19 protein-coding genes and 2 tRNA genes are annotated in these 17,955 nt (G+C 56.4%); 9 read left to right on the forward strand and 12 right to left on the reverse strand.

The genetic code is table 11. The features are described from left to right. Nucleotides 1–2: 2 nt before the first annotated feature. Nucleotides 3–1,373 (reverse strand): pyridoxal-phosphate dependent enzyme, encoded by a 1,371-nt coding sequence (locus SPH27_RS00195; RefSeq protein ID WP_182071178.1) that lies wholly within the window; start codon nucleotides 1,371–1,373, stop codon nucleotides 3–5. 400 nt (nucleotides 1,374–1,773) lie between these two features. Here SPH27_RS00195 and SPH27_RS00200 point away from each other — a divergent pair, with 400 nt between their 5' ends. The 4 genes from SPH27_RS00200 (at nucleotide 1,774) to fumD (ending at nucleotide 4,613) form a co-directional block, all read left to right on the forward strand. Then, entirely contained in the window at nucleotides 1,774–2,796 is a 1,023-nt protein-coding gene (locus SPH27_RS00200; protein ID WP_182071179.1) for a methionine ABC transporter ATP-binding protein, read from the forward strand. Continuing rightward, nucleotides 2,789–3,457, forward strand: a complete 669-nt coding sequence (locus SPH27_RS00205) for a methionine ABC transporter permease (RefSeq protein WP_008500617.1) — start codon at nucleotides 2,789–2,791, stop codon at nucleotides 3,455–3,457. Before SPH27_RS00200 ends, SPH27_RS00205 begins: the two co-directional genes overlap by 8 nt. Nucleotides 3,458–3,480: 23 nt before the next feature. Next, nucleotides 3,481–4,293 (forward strand): MetQ/NlpA family ABC transporter substrate-binding protein, encoded by an 813-nt coding sequence (locus tag SPH27_RS00210; RefSeq protein WP_008500616.1) that lies wholly within the window; start codon nucleotides 3,481–3,483, stop codon nucleotides 4,291–4,293. A 110-nt stretch (nucleotides 4,294–4,403) separates the two neighbouring features. After that, nucleotides 4,404–4,613: a fumarate hydratase FumD gene (gene fumD / locus SPH27_RS00215; protein ID WP_008500615.1), complete on the forward strand. Its 210-nt coding sequence runs from the start codon at nucleotides 4,404–4,406 to the stop codon at nucleotides 4,611–4,613. Here fumD and SPH27_RS00220 read toward each other — a convergent pair. The 4 genes from SPH27_RS00220 to SPH27_RS00235 are packed head-to-tail and all read right to left on the reverse strand — an operon-like array spanning nucleotide 4,594 to nucleotide 7,688. After that, complete coding sequence (locus SPH27_RS00220; protein ID WP_032657777.1) at nucleotides 4,594–5,280, reverse strand: amino acid ABC transporter permease; 687 nt, start codon at nucleotides 5,278–5,280, stop codon at nucleotides 4,594–4,596. The genes fumD and SPH27_RS00220 overlap by 20 nt on opposite strands. Beyond that, on the reverse strand, nucleotides 5,264–6,040 hold the full coding sequence (locus SPH27_RS00225; protein ID WP_182071180.1) for an amino acid ABC transporter permease: 777 nt from the start codon (nucleotides 6,038–6,040) through the stop codon (nucleotides 5,264–5,266). Before SPH27_RS00225 ends, SPH27_RS00220 begins: the two co-directional genes overlap by 17 nt. After that, nucleotides 6,040–6,855 carry an amino acid ABC transporter ATP-binding protein gene (locus SPH27_RS00230; RefSeq protein ID WP_039262344.1) on the reverse strand — a complete coding sequence of 272 codons (816 nt, stop codon included), beginning with the start codon at nucleotides 6,853–6,855 and terminating at the stop codon, nucleotides 6,040–6,042. Before SPH27_RS00230 ends, SPH27_RS00225 begins: the two co-directional genes overlap by 1 nt. Before the next feature lie 2 nt (nucleotides 6,856–6,857). Beyond that, nucleotides 6,858–7,688: an ABC transporter substrate-binding protein gene (locus SPH27_RS00235; protein WP_182071286.1), complete on the reverse strand. Its 831-nt coding sequence runs from the start codon at nucleotides 7,686–7,688 to the stop codon at nucleotides 6,858–6,860. A gap of 242 nt (nucleotides 7,689–7,930) precedes the next feature. On the opposite strand from SPH27_RS00235, the gene SPH27_RS00240 reads away from it, so the two are divergent. Beyond that, the gene (locus tag SPH27_RS00240) at nucleotides 7,931–8,101 is read left to right on the forward strand and encodes a hypothetical protein (protein ID WP_157843316.1); all 171 of its coding nucleotides are present in this window, start codon (nucleotides 7,931–7,933) and stop codon (nucleotides 8,099–8,101) included. 92 nt (nucleotides 8,102–8,193) lie between these two features. Here SPH27_RS00240 and SPH27_RS00245 read toward each other — a convergent pair whose 3' ends face one another. Beyond that, entirely contained in the window at nucleotides 8,194–8,334 is a 141-nt protein-coding gene (locus SPH27_RS00245; RefSeq protein ID WP_003857665.1) for a hypothetical protein, read from the reverse strand. A 125-nt stretch (nucleotides 8,335–8,459) separates the two neighbouring features. Between SPH27_RS00245 and SPH27_RS00250 the strand changes: the two genes are divergently transcribed. Together SPH27_RS00250 and SPH27_RS00255 are read left to right on the forward strand one after the other, a co-directional pair. Then, nucleotides 8,460–9,242: an MBL fold metallo-hydrolase gene (locus SPH27_RS00250; protein WP_182071181.1), complete on the forward strand. Its 783-nt coding sequence runs from the start codon at nucleotides 8,460–8,462 to the stop codon at nucleotides 9,240–9,242. Nucleotides 9,243–9,315: 73 nt separating this feature from the next. Beyond that, on the forward strand, nucleotides 9,316–9,951 hold the full coding sequence (locus SPH27_RS00255) for a carbonic anhydrase (protein ID WP_023335425.1): 636 nt from the start codon (nucleotides 9,316–9,318) through the stop codon (nucleotides 9,949–9,951). 28 nt (nucleotides 9,952–9,979) lie between these two features. Here the strand turns inward: SPH27_RS00255 and SPH27_RS00260 are convergent, their stop codons facing one another. From SPH27_RS00260 to mdtK, 4 genes are all read right to left on the reverse strand, one after another. Beyond that, nucleotides 9,980–11,575, reverse strand: a complete 1,596-nt coding sequence (locus SPH27_RS00260; RefSeq protein ID WP_182071182.1) for an FAD-NAD(P)-binding protein — start codon at nucleotides 11,573–11,575, stop codon at nucleotides 9,980–9,982. Between the two features lie 118 nt (nucleotides 11,576–11,693). Beyond that, a tRNA-Val gene (locus SPH27_RS00265) sits at nucleotides 11,694–11,770 on the reverse strand. Between the two features lie 4 nt (nucleotides 11,771–11,774). Further along, nucleotides 11,775–11,851: transfer RNA gene (locus tag SPH27_RS00270), tRNA-Val, on the reverse strand. A gap of 153 nt (nucleotides 11,852–12,004) precedes the next feature. After that, nucleotides 12,005–13,378 carry an MdtK family multidrug efflux MATE transporter gene (gene mdtK / locus SPH27_RS00275; protein WP_096150078.1) on the reverse strand — a complete coding sequence of 458 codons (1,374 nt, stop codon included), beginning with the start codon at nucleotides 13,376–13,378 and terminating at the stop codon, nucleotides 12,005–12,007. 225 nt (nucleotides 13,379–13,603) lie between these two features. Between mdtK and SPH27_RS00280 the strand changes: the two genes are divergently transcribed. Further along, a complete protein-coding gene (locus SPH27_RS00280; RefSeq protein WP_048977446.1) occupies nucleotides 13,604–14,248 on the forward strand; it encodes a riboflavin synthase subunit alpha in 645 nt (214 codons plus the stop codon). A gap of 30 nt (nucleotides 14,249–14,278) precedes the next feature. Here the strand turns inward: SPH27_RS00280 and cfa are convergent, their stop codons facing one another. Both cfa and punC read right to left on the reverse strand, forming a co-directional pair. Beyond that, entirely contained in the window at nucleotides 14,279–15,427 is a 1,149-nt protein-coding gene (gene cfa / locus SPH27_RS00285; RefSeq protein WP_023335428.1) for a cyclopropane fatty acyl phospholipid synthase, read from the reverse strand. 298 nt (nucleotides 15,428–15,725) lie between these two features. Continuing rightward, nucleotides 15,726–16,925 (reverse strand): purine nucleoside transporter PunC, encoded by a 1,200-nt coding sequence (punC, locus tag SPH27_RS00290; protein ID WP_182071183.1) that lies wholly within the window; start codon nucleotides 16,923–16,925, stop codon nucleotides 15,726–15,728. A 114-nt stretch (nucleotides 16,926–17,039) separates the two neighbouring features. Between punC and punR the strand changes: the two genes are divergently transcribed. Continuing rightward, nucleotides 17,040–17,951: a DNA-binding transcriptional activator PunR gene (punR, locus tag SPH27_RS00295; protein WP_064672347.1), complete on the forward strand. Its 912-nt coding sequence runs from the start codon at nucleotides 17,040–17,042 to the stop codon at nucleotides 17,949–17,951. The last annotated feature ends 4 nt before the right edge of the window (nucleotides 17,952–17,955 follow it).

The following is a 17,955-nucleotide window of genomic DNA, read 5'->3' on the forward strand; positions in this document are numbered from 1 at the left end:
CTTTATTGCTGAAGACGGTTGCGCCAGGCGGTCAGAACGTCGCTGCGCGTAATCAGACCGAGAAAACGGTCGTTGTCATTAATGACGGCCACCAGACCGCGGTCGAAGATGGCGTTCAGGGCGCTTTCCGGGGCGTGTTTATCAAGAAACTCCACCTGACGCGTCATGGCTGCCGTCACCGGAAGCGCGAAGCGGTCGCCGTCGCCGCCGATATGCCGCAGGAGATCCCACTCGTCGATAATGCCCACCACCTTGCCGTTCTCCAGCACCGGCAGCTGGGAGATGTCATACAGGCGCATGCGTGCCAGTACGGTGGAAAGCGTGTCGTCCGGGGCGGCGGTTACGGTGGCGCCTTCATCGTGGCGCAGGGCGATATAGTCAGAGAGATCGCCGGCCTGAGGGCGCGTGATGAGCCCTTGCTGACGCATCCAGTCATCGTTGAACATCTTCGAGAGATACTTATTGCCGCTGTCGCAGGCGAAGGTCACCACGCGCTTCGGCGCGGTCTGCGCCTGGCAATATTTCAGCGCGGCCGCCAGCAGCGTGCCGCTGGAGGAGCCCGCCAGAATGCCTTCCGTTTTCAGCAGGTCGCGCGCGGTGGTGAAGGCCTCGCGGTCGGTAATGCGCCAGGCGCGATTCACCCCTTCAATGTGGGCCAGCGGGGGAATAAAGTCTTCGCCAATACCTTCAACCAGCCAGGAGCCCGCGTCGTGATAGCGTCCGGTTTCCACCTGGTCGGCGAGAACCGATCCGGCCGGATCTGCCAGGACAAACTCCGTGTGCGGAGAGTGCTCGGCGAACCACACCTGCAGGCCGCCCAGCGTACCGCCTGAGCCGACGCCCACCACGATGGCGTCGATCCGCCCGTCAAGCTGCTCGTACAGTTCCGGTGCCGTGGTGGTGCGGTGCGCCAGCGGGTTGGCCTCATTATTGAACTGGTCGATGTAAAACGCGCCGGGCAGCTCGTTGGCCAGGCGCTGGGCGTAATCCTGGTAATAGGCGGGGTGGCCCTTGTTAACGTCGGAGCGGGTCAGCACCACCTGGGCACCCAGCGCGCGCAGGTGGAAAATCTTCTCGCGGCTCATTTTGTCCGGCACCACCAGGATTAGCGAGTAGCCTTTCTGAGCGGCGATCAGGGCCAGGCCGAGACCGGTATTCCCCGCCGTCGCCTCAATAATCGTGCCGCCCGGCTGCAGCTGGCCGGTACGCTCCGCTTCGTTAATCATCGACAGCGCAACGCGATCCTTAATAGAGCCGCCCGGATTCTGGTTTTCCAGCTTCAGGAACAGCGAGCAGGGACCGGTATCAAGCTTGTGCAGTTGGATAAGCGGGGTACGACCAATCAGTTCAGTGACGGAGTGATAAATCGTCATGATGTTTTCCTTTCTGGATGTCATGACGGGATGATAGAGCGGCGAAATTTTCGCAATAAAGAACCATTCACTGCTCTTTAGAACAGAAAAGAATATAAATGCCATTTTTGGATGTCAGGACAGCAAGACGTAAAGTTGTCTGGATGTGAGGATGGCTATACCGGCATGAAATGCTGCAAAAATGAGCGTTTTTCGCGGGCATCTGCCAGCAGATATGCATCCGGCAGATAATCATTGCTGAAATTGGTCTAAATGCTTCCCACCCTGTAAATCCGCTGTTTATTTCCGAAAGTTATAACAAATTCTTTTTTGTTCATTTGAAAGCTGATAACGCCTGTTTACTATCGTTTGGACATCCATACTGCTAAACAGCCATGCGCGAAACGGATAAAGAATAAGAATGATCGTACTCAGGAATATTTCGAAGGTTTTTGACAACGGAAAGGTCGCGCTGACTGCCGTTGATAACGTCAATTTGACGATAGAACAGGGACAGATTTACGGAATTATCGGCTACAGCGGAGCCGGGAAAAGCACGCTGATTCGTCTGCTGAACGGCCTGGAAAAACCCAGCGCCGGAAGCGTCACCATTAACGGACAGGATATCTCTGCGGCAAAGGGTGAAGCGCTGCGCCAGGCGCGCCTGAAAATCAGCATGGTGTTCCAGCACTTCAACCTGCTGTGGTCGCGCACGGTGAGCGAGAATATCGCTTTCTCGATGCAAATCGCCGGTGTACCAAAAGCCAACATCAAGGCGCGCGTCGCCGAGCTGGTGGAGCTGGTCGGCCTGAAGGGGCGCGAGAATGCGTACCCGTCCCAGCTGAGCGGCGGGCAAAAGCAGCGCGTCGGTATTGCGCGCGCTTTGGCTAACAGCCCTGACGTGCTGCTCTGCGATGAAGCTACCTCGGCGCTCGACCCGCAGACCACCGATCAGATCCTCGATCTGCTGCTGGATATTAACCGCCGCTTCAGGCTGACCATCGTGCTGATCACCCACGAGATGCACGTGGTGCGCAAAATCTGCGACCGCGTGGCGGTGATGGAGAACGGTAAAGTGGTGGAAGAGGGCGACGTGCTGAGCGTCTTTACCCATCCGCAGCAGCCGATTACGCAGCAGTTTGTCCGCCAGGTGAGCCAGTATGCCGAGGAGGAAACCTTCAATACCGAACTGGCAAACGATCTGGAAGGCACGGTCATCAAGCTGACCTTTACCGGGCACAGCACCCATAAGCCGATCGTGGGTGAACTGACCCTGCGCTACGGTCTGCCGTTTAATATCCTGCACGGGAAAATGACGCAAACCGCCCACGGTGTGTTTGGTCAGCTCTGGGTGCATGTCGTGGCATCCGATGAACAACTGAACAATATCCTCGCCGACCTGCAGCACAGCGATATTGAAGGCGAGGTGATTAAACATGGCTGAGAATCTCTTTCCGCATCTCAAGTGGGATCAGCTCTGGGCGGCGACGCTGGAGACGCTGTACATGACCGCGCTGTCCGGCGTGGCGACGTTTGTGCTGGGTATCGTGCTGGGGCTGGCGCTGTTTTTAACCGCGCGCGGCGGGCTGTTCCACAACCGCACGGTCTACAGCGTGATTTCGATTGTGGTGAACGTGTTCCGCTCAATTCCGTTCATCATTCTGATTGTCCTGCTGATCCCGTTCACCAAGACCGTCGTCGGCACCATTCTCGGCGCCAACGCGGCGCTGCCGGCGCTGATTGTAGGCGCCGCACCGTTCTACGCACGCCTGGTGGAGATCGCCCTGCGTGAAGTGGATAAAGGCGTCATCGAAGCAACGCGCTCGATGGGCGCACGACTGAGCACGTTAGTGTTTCGGGTTTTACTGCCGGAATCATCACCCGCACTGGTATCGGGTATTACGGTGACGCTCATTGCGCTGGTGAGCTACAGCGCAATGGCGGGGGTGATTGGCGCCGGCGGTTTGGGAAATCTGGCTTATCTGGAAGGATTCCAGCGCAACCATGGTGACGTCACGCTGGTGGCAACGGTGACCATTCTGATCATCGTTTTCATTATCCAGTTCTGCGGCGATGTCATTACTTCACTGTTAGATAAACGCTAATAAATACACACAGGAACCACATCATGAAAAAAACACTGACACTGATCGCCGCCGCAACCCTGAGCGCCCTGAGCTTCGCCTCCTGGGCCGACACCCTGACCGTGGGCGCATCCAACACGCCGCACGCCGAAATTCTGGAGCAGGCTAAGCCGATTCTGGCGAAGCAGGGTATCGACCTGGAGATTAAACCGTTCCAGGACTACATTCTGCCGAACACCGCGCTGGCGGGTCATGACATCGACGCGAACTATTTCCAGCACATTCCTTACCTGAACAGCGTGCTTAAGGATCATGCGGGCGATAAAGACTACGATTTCGTCAGTGCGGGCGCGATCCACATTGAGCCAATCGGCATCTACTCCAAAAAATACAAGTCGCTGAAAGACCTGCCGGAAGGCGGCAAGATCATCATGCGTGACGCGGTTTCTGAAGAGGGGCGCATTCTCTCCATCTTTGAGAAAGAGGGCGTGATCAAGCTGAAGCCGGGCATCGACAAAGTGACCGCGCGCATCAGCGACATCGTTGAGAACCCGAAAAAGCTGAAGTTCACGCCGAACGTGGAAGCCTCTCTGCTGCCGCAGATGTACAACAACAACGAAGGCGATGCGGTGGTGATTAACGCCAACTACGCGATTGACGCCGGTCTGGATCCGGTTCACGACCCGATTGCGGTAGAGAGCGGTGAAAACAACCCGTACGCCAACATCATTACCGTGCATCGCGGTGACGAGAAGAAGAAAGATATCGTTGCGCTGGTGAACGTCCTGCACTCGAAAGAGATTCAGGACTGGATCCGCACCAAGTACAAAGGCGCGGTCATCCCAGTAAACAACTAATTTACTGATTTTACAGATGAAGCCCGGCGAGTCTCTCGCCGGGCTTCTTTTTTGTATCCGGCAGGAGAATCATTTAAGCTCAACGTTTAAAAGGCAATGGAGTGATGACGATGGGTAACGTGACCAAAGATGAAGCGCTGTATCAGGAGATGTGCCGGGTGGTCGGGAAGGTGGTGCTCGAGATGCGTGATTTAGGGCAGGAGCCAAAGCATATTGTCATTGCCGGAGTCCTGCGTACCGCGCTGGCGAACCAGCGCGTTAAGCGCAGTGAACTGACAACCGAAGCGATGGAAACGGTGGTTAAAGCGCTGGCCGGGTAATGCGCCAGCGTTTCGCAAGCTGTTCGAGCGAGCAGCAGAGCAGGTAGTAGACCACGCCCGTAAAGATAAAAATGGCCGCCGGGTAGATTTGCACCCGGTTGTTGACCTGTCCCGCCACCGTGGTCAGTTCCGGTACGTTCACGATAAACGCCAGCGACGTATCCTTCAGCAGGCTGATAAAAATCCCCACCAGCGACGGCAGAATATTCCTCAGCGCCTGCGGCAGCAGCACGCGCAGGAGGGTTTGCTGCGTGCTGAATCCCTGTGACAGTGCGGCCTCATATTGTCCTGACGGTAGCGCGTTAAGCCCGGCCAGCACCGAGTGCATCACCGTTGCCGCGGTAAACCAGGCCAGGGCCAGCGTGACGGTCAGCGCTCCCGGCAGATCGCCCCCGGTCATAAGCGGCAGGAGATACCACATCCAGAAAATCACGAAGATGAGCGGGATGCCGCGGATCAGCTCTGCCCATAAAAAGAGGGCCTTTCGCACGAGCCCGGTAAAGCGCCAGGCCAAACACGCGAGCACTATCCCACCGGGCAGGGCGATGACGGCGGCCCCGGCCGCCATCATCAACGACAGCAATACGCCCCCCGGTTCACCCGTCGCCGCGCGTCCCCACAGCAGATAGTCGAGGTTATCGGTGATGACGTTAAGTCCGGCAATCATGTTTTTCACTCCCTGTGGTGGCGACGCCTGGGCGTTTACGTTTCGCGTCAGGCCCGATGCGAACCAGCACCAGCCCCATGACCAGGCCGGTCAGCAGATAGAGTGCGGTACCGAGGGTAAACGCCTCCAGCGCGTGCGCGTTATAGCTCTCGATCTGCCTGACCTGATAGGTCAGCTCGGCAAAGCCAATCCCGCTCGCGAGCGAGGAGAGCTTCATCAGATTAAGGTACTGGCCCACAACCGGCTGCCAGGCGTTGGCCAGCCCCTGCGGCAGAAGGATGTAACGAAACAGACGCCACGCGGAGAATCCCTGCGCGAGCGCCGCCTCCCGCTGTCCGGCAGGCACGGAACGTAACCCCGATTCCACCTCTTCGATTAGAAACGCCGAGGTAAAGACGCCCAACCCCCAGGCAGAACATAAAAATTCGGGCGTAAACCACCAGACGTTACCGGGTAGAATTGACCAGCTGTGATCCGCGTTCACCGCGTCGCGGAACGCCTGCGGTAGCCCGTTCCAGGCGGCAAAATACCAGAACAGTAGCTGTACCAGCAGCGGCGTATTGCGAAACAGCGACACCCAGCTGCTGACGACCGCGTTCCCGGGGCGTCCGCCGGAAAGGCGCAGGAGCATAAAAAGCAGTGCGAGCAGGCTGGCCAGCAGCATCCCGGCAAGCGTGACCCACAGGGTGGTGAGGAATCCGGAGAGTATCCACTGCAGAGGCTGTCCGGTCAGTACCCCCTGCCAGTCGAGCGCGGGCATTACAGATGCTCCTGATGCAGCGGGTTGAGCACCTTCTGCAGGAACCGCTGCGCGCGCGGATGCGACGGCTGGCTGAAAAACTGCGCCGGCGGCGCCGTTTCCAGAATTTGCCCGCCGTCGATAAAGACAATCCGGTCGGCAATTTCCCGGGCAAACTGCATCTCGTGGGTCACCACGATCATCGTGATCCCGCTGTGGGCGAGGGCTTTCATCACGTACAGCACTTCACCAATCATCTCCGGATCCAGCGCGGAGGTGGGTTCATCGAACAGAATGATTTGCGGTGAAGAGGCCAGGGCGCGGGCAATCGCGACGCGCTGCTGCTGTCCACCGGAAAGCTCTGCCGGGAAATGGTGGGCTTTTTCCAGCATCCCGACCTTCTCCAGCAGGGCCAGCGCGCGCTCCTGAGCTGGCTGCGGCTTCCAGCCGTGAACGTGCTCCAGCGCCAGGGTAATGTTCTGGCTGGCGGTGAGGTGGGCGTAAAGATTGAACTGCTGGAACACAAACCCCACGCGGCTGCGCAGCTGGCGCAGCCCGGTACCGGAGAGCTTTGCGGTAGGCTTGTTGTCGACCAGAATCTCTCCGCCGCTTAGGGTTTCAAGCTGGTTGATAAGACGAATCAGGGTGGATTTACCGGAACCCGAAGGGCCGAGGATGGCGACCACTTCACCGGGCGTGATGGTGAGGTTAATGTCGTTTAAAACCTGATGGTCACCGTAGCGTTTGTCCACATGACGAAACTCGACGCTGGCCTGTTCCAGATGTGAAAAATCCGCGGCACCGGCCGCGGAGTGTGAAAATAAACCTGAGAGCATAATTATCTGGCTTCTATTTTAAAGGCGCGAGGCTGTGGGGAAGGCGTGTTTGGGCCAAACCAGACATCGTAGATTTTTGCTGCCTGACCGTTCTTCTCGAGATTAATCAGCTCGTCGTTAACGGCCTTCAGCAGCGCCGTTTCACCTTTCTTCACCCCAACGCCAATCTCTTCTTTGCTGAGCAGATGGGGCAGGATTTTAAAGTTCGCTTTATCCGGCGCCTGCGCCAGCAGACCGGCCAGAATGGTGCTGTCCTGGGTGATGGCCTGTACGTTACCGTTGCGCAGCGCCGTCAGCGCCAGCGGAATATCGTCATACGAGAGCACGCGTGACTGCGGGAAACGCTGGTGCAGCGCCTGCTCGCCCGTCGTTCCTTTGACCGCGCCAATACGCGCCCGGCTGTAGTCATCAAGCTTGTCCGGTGATTTAGCCGGCACCAGGAACTGCTGACCGGTGACAAAGTAAGGCGTTGAGAAATCAATCACCTGTGCGCGTTCCGGAGTGATAGTAATATCCGCCACGATCAGATCGGCTTTTCCGGACTGCAGCAGCGGAATACGGTTAGCCGGATTGGTGGCAACCAGTTCAAGCTTCACGCCGAGCGATTTTGCCAGCGCTTTGGCGAAGTCCACGTCATAACCCACGATCTCGTGCGTTTTGGCATCAATAGAGCCAAACGGCGGGTTGGCGTCAAACGTGGCCACTTTCACCACCCCTGCGGCCTTAATATCCGCCAGCTGATCGGCCTGTGCCTGCGCTGAAAGCAGGCTCCCCGCCGCCAGTAATCCCAGAACCAGTGTCCCTTTGGTAAACCCTTTCATATTTGCTGCCATAGTCATTCGCCATCCCGTTGTTTTTGTTTTACCCCGCTACGCTCCCATAAGCGAAAGCTATCGCCAAATAAGAAATCGTTCTTTGCTATGAGCAAAAAAGCATTAGTGAACAACGTGTTAATGAAGAGTGAAAAGAACGGGATGCTATTTGCAGATCCTGCACATCGACAGTGGATTTTGGTATTTCCCCCGCGCGGCATTTGAGTGCTTAACTGAGCTCAGACACGGCGAGAGAGGGTAAGATGATGAAAAAATGGATCAGCACGTTACGGCGGTTTTTTGCGACCCGACCAGTGAATGCGGAGAACAGCGCGCAACGTGTTCTTGAGTCAATCCTGCCTGTCGCCAGCCTGTATGGCGTCGACGTTGCCAACATTGACCCGGAGTGGTTCCATGATAAAACGTCACGCTGAACTGCGCCGCACGCGCGAAACGTACTGGAACGAGGTGTGCGTGACGTATAACGAGTGAAATAAAAAAGCACCGGTTTCCCGGTGCTTTTTTATTAGATCTTGCAGGCGTCGCCGCAGTCGTCGTCGGCGACAATCGCCTGCGCTTTTTTGTCTGCATCGTCCAGACGTTCGGCATTACGCTCTTCGGCTTCATCCAGACCGTTAAAGACTAAGTTATCGAGATCAATTTCCATGTGGCACCTGCTCTGTTCAGTTTTTGATACTGGCACAGTATAGGGCAAAAAAAGCCAGCAATGTACCTCGCAGCACATAAGGATAATCCCTGCCATACTCAGTGCTTTATCGCTGAGGAGAGCACATGATTACACTCTGTAAAACCTGTGGAACCGCCTACGATACGCAGCCGGAAATATGCCCAATTTGCGAGGATGAACGCCAGTACGTGCCCGCCACGGGTCAGGCATGGACCGATTTCGACACCGTCACCGCCACGCATAGCAACAAATGGCAGCAGCTGGAGCCGCGGCTGTTTGGGATCAAAACGGTGCCCGCGTTTGCGATAAACCAGCGGGCGCTGCTCCTGCAAACGCCCCACGGCAATATCCTCTGGGACTGCATCGCCAACCTCGACCCCGCAACCAAAACGCTCATTACCGCCCTCGGCGGCATCAGCGCGATTGCTATTTCACATCCGCACTATTACACCACGGTGCAGGAGTGGGCTGCGGCGTTTGATGCGTCGGTGTACCTGCACGCCAGCGACAGAGAGTGGGTCATGCGCGACAGCCCGGCCATTCATTTCTGGGAGGGGGACGCGCTGGAGATTTTCCCGTCGGTCACCCTGCTGCGTCTGGGCGGGCATTTTGCCGGTGGAACGGTGCTGCACTGGCAGGAGGGGGATGGGGTATTGCTGGCGGGCGATATTCTGCAGGTCACGCCGGGTAAAGACGCCGTCTCGTTTATGTGGAGCTACCCGAATTATCTTCCGCTGCCGGCCCGCACCGTGGCGTCGGTGGTGAATCATCTCGAAGGCAAAACTTTTGAACGTCTTTACGGCGCGTTCGAAGGGCAGAACATCGAGGCCAGTGCGGACGAGATTGTGCAGCGGTCGGGCCAGAAATATATTGCTTGTCTGAAGTAAACCACGATGGGTAAACTTTAACGAGTGTGATCTCGATCATGCCTAAACTAAAACAGATAAAAGAGACATTGCTATGCAACATATCATTGAAGGTTTTCTCAGCTTTCAAAAAGAGATTTTCCCGCAACGTAAAGAACTCTTCCGCAGTTTAGCGTCCAGCCAGAATCCCAAAGCGCTGTTCATCTCATGCTCCGACAGCCGTCTGGTCCCGGAACTGGTCACCCAGCAAGAGCCAGGACAACTCTTTGTCATTCGTAATGCTGGCAACATCGTGCCGCCATTCGGGCCGGAGCCTGGCGGCGTGTCCGCCACTATCGAATACGCCGTGGTGGCGCTGGGCGTCACGGATATCGTGATTTGCGGTCACTCCAACTGTGGCGCGATGAAGGCGATTGCCGATAACGCGAACCTGGAACCGATGCCTGCTGTGTCACACTGGCTGCGCTATTCTGACGCGGCGAAAGCCGTGGTAGAGAAGAAAACCTGGGATAAGCCGATCGATAAAGTCAATGCGATGGTGCAGGAGAACGTGTTTGCGCAGCTGAGCAACATTAAGACCCACCCGTCCGTCGCGGTGGGCCTGCGTAATAACTCCATCCGACTGCACGGCTGGGTGTACGACATTGAAAGCGGCAAAATTCTTGCCCTGGATAAAGAGACGAAAACCTTCGTTTCGCTGTCTGAAAACCCGGAAGTCTTCTTCGAGTAATCCGCGACAGCAGGGCATGGAAGCCCGGTCAGTTCTCGATATACGGTAATCTGCGCCGCGATCGCGACGCGGGTTTTTCCGCCGCCTTCGCCATTGCTTCCGCAATCTCTGCACACTCCGCCAGCCCCTGAACGAAGGGACGATCGTGCATCAGCCACGGTATCGCGCCGAAGGCAATGCGCCCGCGAACGGCGTCAGGCGCTTTTAAGGTGTAATCCTCACCGACGTCCGGTATCTCTTCACCCGTGGCTTCCAGCTGTTTGCGCAGCGTCGGGAAGGGCAGATCTTTCGTTTTGAGCGGCTTCTGCCCGCGCGCATCAATAAACACGTCGAAACGGTAAACGGTCTCTTGTGTGGTGATTACCGTTCGATCGCTGCCAATATCCAGCGCGTAATCGTCACCGAGCGTCGCCACGCTGATGATGCCGGCTTCGCGAAGCGCGAGCAGCCTGCGGATAGACTGCGGAGGAATGGCCGCATAGTTGTCGATAAATACGCGGGCCAGGCCTTGCTTAAAGCGCTCTCTGTCCCGTTCGCTGAGGTGGGGAACAATCTCCTGAACAACCTCATGCAGCCGAAGCACGGTATAGCGCCAGGCTACGGTGCGCCGTTCGCGTTTGTTTCGCTCCACCTCGTTGAGATTTTCTTCGGCCCAGGTAAAGGGGCCGTGCCGTTTACGATCCTCAAACCAGGCCTCACGAATGCTGTCCGCTTTCTGCTTATGCAGCGATATTTTCTCACACCACGTCGGGTCAGCGAGCTGAAGCTCTTTCACCATCAGGGTAAAAATGCGGTCGAGCAGGCCATCCGATCCTTTGGCAATCTCGCTTTCAGCCGCGTCTTCGGTCAATACCGACAGCGGTTCATAAGGAATAGGGCAGTAAAAATCGGCTTCCGGCAGAATGCCCGTCCGGGACATCAGGACAATCTTCAACGCGTCGCTGCCTTTATCCAGCACGAATTCATCATCACGAAATTCACCGTGCTGCATCACTACCGCCATGGCCGCGTCGAGACCGCTTAACGATGTCCCCATGATACCGACGCGGCAGGGAGGAATACTGGCATCCATCAGACCGGACCAGGGGCTTGGGAAGAACGTTCGCGTGGATTCGTCCTCGTCTGGCCAGACGTGGCCGGTGGCGATAACCGCAAGGTCGAAGCGTTCAGGAAAAGCGCTGTCGTTGACGGAAAGCGTGACCCCTTCTTTCGTAGGCTCGATATCGGTGACCCGGGCGGATTCATGGACATCAACCTGAAACCCCAGCTTTCTGGCCTCTTTCACGATTGAACGAAAGCTGTCGCGAAAATACTCGCCCAGCAGAAGCCGGGGCAGGAACTGCCGGTCATGCAGGCGGGTTTTATCGACCTTAAAGCGCGCCAGATGAGCTTCGCTTTGATCCTTCAGCCAGTCGAGGTAGGTCATAAAAATGGGCGGGATTTCAATGCTCGCAATGTTCGCCAGCATCAGCCGGGAGTTATCGTCGTCGTTATAGGGCATACCCACGCCAGCTTCATCGGCCTGTTCGAAAACGGAAACGGAGAGCGGCTTACTGTTTTTAAGGAGATGATAAAAAGTATAAATCCCTGTGGGGCCGGAGCCGATAATCGCGATTTTCTTCATCGACGGTCTTCCTGTTTTTTTTCCATAAGAAAAGCGTAGCAGGAGAATAATGATGAAAATAAGGGATTAGGAAAATTCAGGATATCAGAAGAGGATTTGCACCATCTCAGGACTGAAATGGTGCGTCCGAGTGGACTCGAACCACCGACCCCCACCATGTCAAGGTGGTGCTCTAACCAACTGAGCTACGGACGCAGAATGGTGCGTTCAATTGGACTCGAACCAACGACCCCCACCATGTCAAGGTGGTGCTCTAACCAACTGAGCTATGAACGCAACGTGTTGTCGCTGACAACGGGGACGAATATTAGCGGCACAGCATCGAGGTGGCAAGAGGGAAAATGCATTTTTCTCTCTGATTTCACGCGATTGCTTCATTACCGCGCAAAGTGAAGAGAAAGTAGCCGCCGGGCGGCGGCTACCGCGTCGTTAACGTGCCGCGCGCTGCAAAATGACCGTTGATGGCTGGCGCTGCAGGAAGCGCATTCGCATCATCATCATAATCGCCGCCGACGTCAGGCCGATGATAAAGCCCATCCAGAATCCTGCCGGACCCATGCGATCCACCACCAGGTCGGTAAGCGCCAGGATGTAGCCAGCCGGCAGACCCAGCACCCAGTAGGCGATGAAGGTGATAAAGAAGATGGAGCGCGTGTCTTTATATCCGCGCAGCACGCCGCTGCCAATCACCTGGATGGAGTCAGAGATCTGGTAAATCGCGGCCAGCAGCATCAGGTGCGATGCCAGCGTGACCACTTCCGGGTTGTCGTTATAGAGCAGGGCAATCTGCTCGCGTAATGCAACGGTAAAGAGCGCCGTACAGACAGCCATGCAGACGCCGACGCCCAGCCCGGTCCGGGCGGCCGTTTGCGCATCCAGCGTTGAGCCCTGGCCCAGGCGGAAGCCGACGCGGATCGTGACCGCCGCCGCCAGCGACATCGGCAGGACGAACATCAGGGAGCTGAAGTTCAGCGCAATCTGGTGCCCGGCCACGTTCACGATGCCCAGCGGGGAGACCAGCAGGGCGACCACGGCAAACAGGGTCACTTCAAAGAACAGTGCGAGGGCGATCGGCAACCCTAACTGCACCAGACGCGTCATGATGTTCCAGTCCGGCGTGCTAAATTTTTTCTCGTTGCGAATATCGCGCATGGAACGGGCGCGTTTTACAAAGGCGATCATGGAGAAGAACATCACCCAGTAAACGGCTGCTGTCGCCACGCCGCAGCCGACGCCGCCGAGCTCCGGCATCCCGAAATGACCGTAAATAAAGACATAGTTCACCGGAATGTTGACCAGCAAACCGATAAAGCCCATCACCATCCCGGGCTTGGTTTTCGCCAGGCCTTCACACTGGTTACGCGCCACCTGGAAAAAGAGGTAGCCGGGCGCACCCCAGAGCAGGGCGCGCAGATAGCCCACGGCTTTATCAGCCAGTGCCGGGTCAATGTTATGCATAGCGCGAATGATGTGGCCCGCGTTCCAGAGCACGACCATGATCAGCACGGAAACAAACCCTGCCAGCCAGAAACCCTGACGAACCTGATGGGCAATGCGCTCGCGACGACCCGAGCCATTGAGCTGAGCGATAACCGGCGTGAGCGCGAGCAGCAGACCGTGGCCGAACAGGATGGCCGGAAGCCAGATTGACGTGCCGATAGCAACGGCCGCCATATCGGTGGCGCTGTAGCCACCTGCCATTACCGTATCCACAAATCCCATTGCGGTCTGGGCCACTTGCGCGACGATCACTGGTATAGCCAGTGCCAATAGCTGGCGCGCTTCATTCATGTACTTCTGCACGTGAACACCTTTATTTTGTTGTTATTTGAGAGACTAAAAAAGCCGCCGAAACGGGCAGCAAGAAGAAAATGCAGGGGGGTGCCAGCTATTGTAGCGGGCTTTAGCTATTTATCTAGTGAAAAAATCGCCAGAAAATGCGCTCCGCTGGCAACCTCTTTTTCCAACTGTTATTGTGGTGGGATTAAACGGTGTCACCACCGTCCGGAAAAAACAGGAGTTGTAAGCATGTTTACTGGTATTGTGCAGGGCACCGCCAAAGTGGTGTCCATTGATGAAAAACCTAATTTCCGTACTCATGTTGTTGAGCTGCCGGAATATATGCTTGAGGGCATTGAAACAGGCGCGTCGATTGCTCATAACGGCTGCTGCCTGACCGTTACCGAAATTAACGGCAACCAGATTAGCTTTGATTTGATGAAAGAGACGCTGCGCATCACCAACCTTGGCGAGCTGGCGGTGGGAGATACCGTCAACGTTGAGCGGGCGGCAAAGTTCAGCGATGAGATTGGCGGCCACCTGATGTCCGGTCACATCATGACCACCGCTGAAGTGGCAAAAATCGTGACCTCGGAAAATAACCGTCAAATCTGGTTTAAAATGCAGGATCCTTCATTAATGAAATACATCCTTTATAAAGGATTTATTGGCATTGACGGGATTAGCCTGACGGTGGGTGAAGTAACGCCAACGCGTTTTTGCGTGCATTTAATTCCTGAAACGCTGCAGCGCACCACGCTGGGCGCCAAAAAACTGGGGCATCGCGTGAATATTGAAATCGATCCGCAAACCCAGGCGGTGGTGGATACGGTTGAACGCGTGCTGGCAGCAAAAGAAGCGGCAATAATAAAGACCACCGCAGAAGAAGAATAAAAAATAACCCCGGGCATCCGGGGTTATTTTTTAGCGTGCGACACGTAATCCGTGTTCAATCCCACGGCTGAATACCACCTGCCAGAGCTGAATATCCCGTGCGCGAAACGCCCCCGCGCAGGCATTAAGATAATAGCTAAACATCCGCCTGAATCGTTCAGAATAGTTGTCCGCAATTTCTGGCCAGGTCTCCTGAAAACGCGCATGCCAGGCCATCAACGTGGTGTCGTAATCCGCGCCAAAGTTATGCCAGTCTTCCATTACAAAATGGGGTTCACTGGCGTTGGCAATCTGGCGGACGGACGGTAAACAGCCATTCGGAAAGATGTATTTGTTGATCCACGGGTCGACGTTATTGTCGGTTCGCTTAGAGCCGATGGTGTGCAGCAGGAAGATGCCGTCCGGTTTCAGATTCCGATCCACCACCTCAAAATAGGTAGCGTAGTTTTTCGGCCCGACGTGCTCGAACATGCCGACGGAAACGATCCGGTCAAACTGTTCGTTCAGGTCACGGTAATCCTGCAGTCGGATATCCACATCGAGGCCCTGGCAGCGTTCCCGCGCCATTTTTTGCTGTTCCGCTGAAATCGTGACGCCGACGACGCTGACGCCATAGTGTTTCGCCATAAAATACGCCAGCCCGCCCCAGCCGCAGCCGATATCCAGCACGCGCATACCCGGCTGGAGCTGCAGCTTCTCGCTAATCAGACGCAGCTTGGCCTGCTGGGCCTCTTCAAGCGTCGATGCCTCTTTCCAGTAGGCGCAGGAGTACTGCATGAAAGGGTCCAGCATACGGCTGAACAGGTCGTTGCCAAGATCGTAGTGTTCTTTGCCTACGATCCACGCGCGTTTTTTACTTTGCAGATTGAACAGTCGGGCAGAGGCGACGCGCAGGGTGTCTTTCAGATTGCGAGGGAGTTGATTTTCAAGACCGGCACGCAGCACGCTGGCGAAAAAGGTATCCAGACGTTCGCACTCCCACCAGCCGTCCATGTAGCTTTCTCCCAGGCCTAACGATCCCTCTCGCAGCACGCGTTTAAAAAAGTCGGGATGTTTAACCTGAGGATCGGATGGCGATGATCCATTGATAGTGATGCCTGCTCGACCTAACAGTTCACTGACGATCCGGGACCAGTTATCGTCCGGAACGCTGACTTCTTCTATACACGATGAACTCATAGCTTCTCCATCACCCTACTGTGATCAGAACCTTAAAACAGCGTAGACGCTTTTTTTGGTTTGTGAGAAATCTCACGGTAAATACCGCGAGGCTAGTATCCGACGTAGAACAGAGGAAGGGAGATAACCCTTGCCGAAATGCCTTCCATGGTAAAACGGGAGCACTCCGGCTCCCGTTAACAATTAATATTTATCGTATTTAATCGAACCAAATTTAGTATAGGCCTCAAAATTTGGTGATTCAATAGAAAATTCTTAGCAACCTAATCACTGAAAATTAACATGATTTCCGGCGCAATCAGGCATGTGACGTTTCAACCTGAGCACTCTTTTCATGCTCACGCTGCGCGGAGGCCTGCATGCGATAGCCCAACACCGCCAGCGCAACGGTCACCAGCATCACGCTGGTGGTGGTCAGGAGCGGCGTGGCAATCAGCGCCGATACAACCAGGCTTGCCAGGAAGCACAGCCCCAGCTGTAGGGTGTTCTGCAGCGCGGCGGCGCGGCCTGTCGCCTGCGGGAAGGGACGCAGCGCCTGGGCTACAACGATAGGGTAAATCGCTCCGTTCGCAACGGCCATCACGCAGAATGGGATCAAAATTTCGGCCAGACCGGCACCCGGAATAAAGCCAACGGCCCAGGTCCCGATGACGCTCAGCGCATACAGCACCAGCAGCCACGGCAGCATCTGCTGACCTTCCCATTTTTGCAGCGCCGCGCGACAGCCGTACCCGCCTACCAGGAACGCGATGGTCTGCGGAACATAGCTCAGGCCGATGGCTGCCGGGCTGTAGCCCATATCGTGCAGAATGAACGGCGAGCCGGTGAGCCACGCGAAGAAGCTTGCCGAGCAGGCGGCATAGATCAGGACATTCCCGCGATACGTTTTCGCGCTGAGCAGGGAAGTGAAGGTAATCGGCTTCGCGTCTGCATGCGCTTCCTTTTTATGCGCGGGCTTGAGGGCGAACGCCGGCAGCATCAGTACCAGGGTAATGGCAAACAGCGTGGCGAAAATGGCCTGCCAGTCGAAATGCGCGAGGATCCAGCTGCCCAGCAGAGGGGCGAGGGCAGGTGAGAGGCCCACCAGCGGCATGATGGTAGCGAAAATACGGTTTGTGCGGTTAGCCGGGTAATAGTCGGTGACCAGCGCCTGCCAGGTCACGGCCGCGGCACAGACGCCCACGGCCTGAATAAAACGCAGCACCAGCAGCCAGGTGGCATCGCGAACCCATAACATTCCCAGGCAGCCCACGGCAAAAATGGCCAGGCCCAGCAGCAGCACCGGTTTACGACCAAAGCGATCCGAGAGCGGTCCCCAGAGCAGCTGTGCGAAGGCAAAGCCGGCGAGGAATAAGCTCAGGCTGGCGCTGATGGCGGCAGCCGGCGTTTGTAAATCTTCCTGCATGGCGGCAAACGCCGGCAGGTACATATCGGTGGCCAAAAAGCCCAGCACGCTTAAGCCGCCGAGCCAGACTAAAAAACCGTTCCTGGGTTGCATTATTTTATTCTCCTGAGGAGGCAGGTATACATTGGCGCTGAGTGTAGGGAGTGCAATGCCGCTTGTGAAACGCTAATATTTGGCTGGTGCATTCAAAAAATTTGCAGGCAGAAAATGTGGTCAGATTATTCTCTTGAAGTGGTCGATGCTGTTGCGCGTAACGGCAGCTTCAGCGGTGCGGCGCAGGAGCTGCACCGCGTCCCTTCGGCAATAAGCTACACGGTGCGCCAGCTGGAGGAGTGGCTGGCGGTTCCGCTGTTTGAACGGCGGCATCGTGATGTGGAATTAACGCCCGCAGGCGCGTGGTTTTTGAAGGAAGGGCGTTCTGTTATCAAAAAAATGCAGATCACCCGCGAACAGTGTCAGCAGATCGCTAACGGCTGGCGGGGACATCTTTCCATCGCGGTGGATAACATCGTTAAGCCGGAACGCACCCGGCAGATGATCGTCGATTTCTACCGTCATTTCTCTGACGTCGAGCTGCGGGTCTCGCAGGAGGTGTTTAACGGCGTCTGGGATGCGCTGGCGGACGGCAGGGCAGAGATGGCGATTGGGGCTACGCAGGCGATCCCGGTCGGGGGACGTTACGCCTTTCGCGATATGGGGATGCTGAGCTGGAAATGCGTGGTGGCAAGCGATCATCCGCTGGCGTCGATGGAAGGGCCGCTCAGCGATGACACGCTGCGCAACTGGCCGTCGCTGGTGCTGGAGGATACGTCCCGTTCATTGCCCAAGCGTATTACCTGGCTTCTGGACAACCAGCGGCGGGTGGTGGCCCCTGACTGGGAATCGTCGGCGACGTGCCTCAGCGCCGGGCTGTGCGTCGCGATGGTGCCCGTTCATTTCGCGCGTCCGCGCATCGATACCGGAGAGTGGGTTGAGCTGACGCTGGAGAATCCGTTCCCGGATGCGGCCTGCTGCCTCACCTGGCAGCAAAATGACGTCTCGCCTGCGATGGCCTGGCTGCTGGATTATCTGGGAGACAGCGAAACGCTGAACCGGGAATGGTTACGGGAGCCAGCATAGCTGG

This window comes from Enterobacter sp. A103 (assembly GCF_034427535.1).
In the GTDB taxonomy this organism is placed as follows: domain Bacteria; phylum Pseudomonadota; class Gammaproteobacteria; order Enterobacterales; family Enterobacteriaceae; genus Enterobacter; species Enterobacter asburiae_B.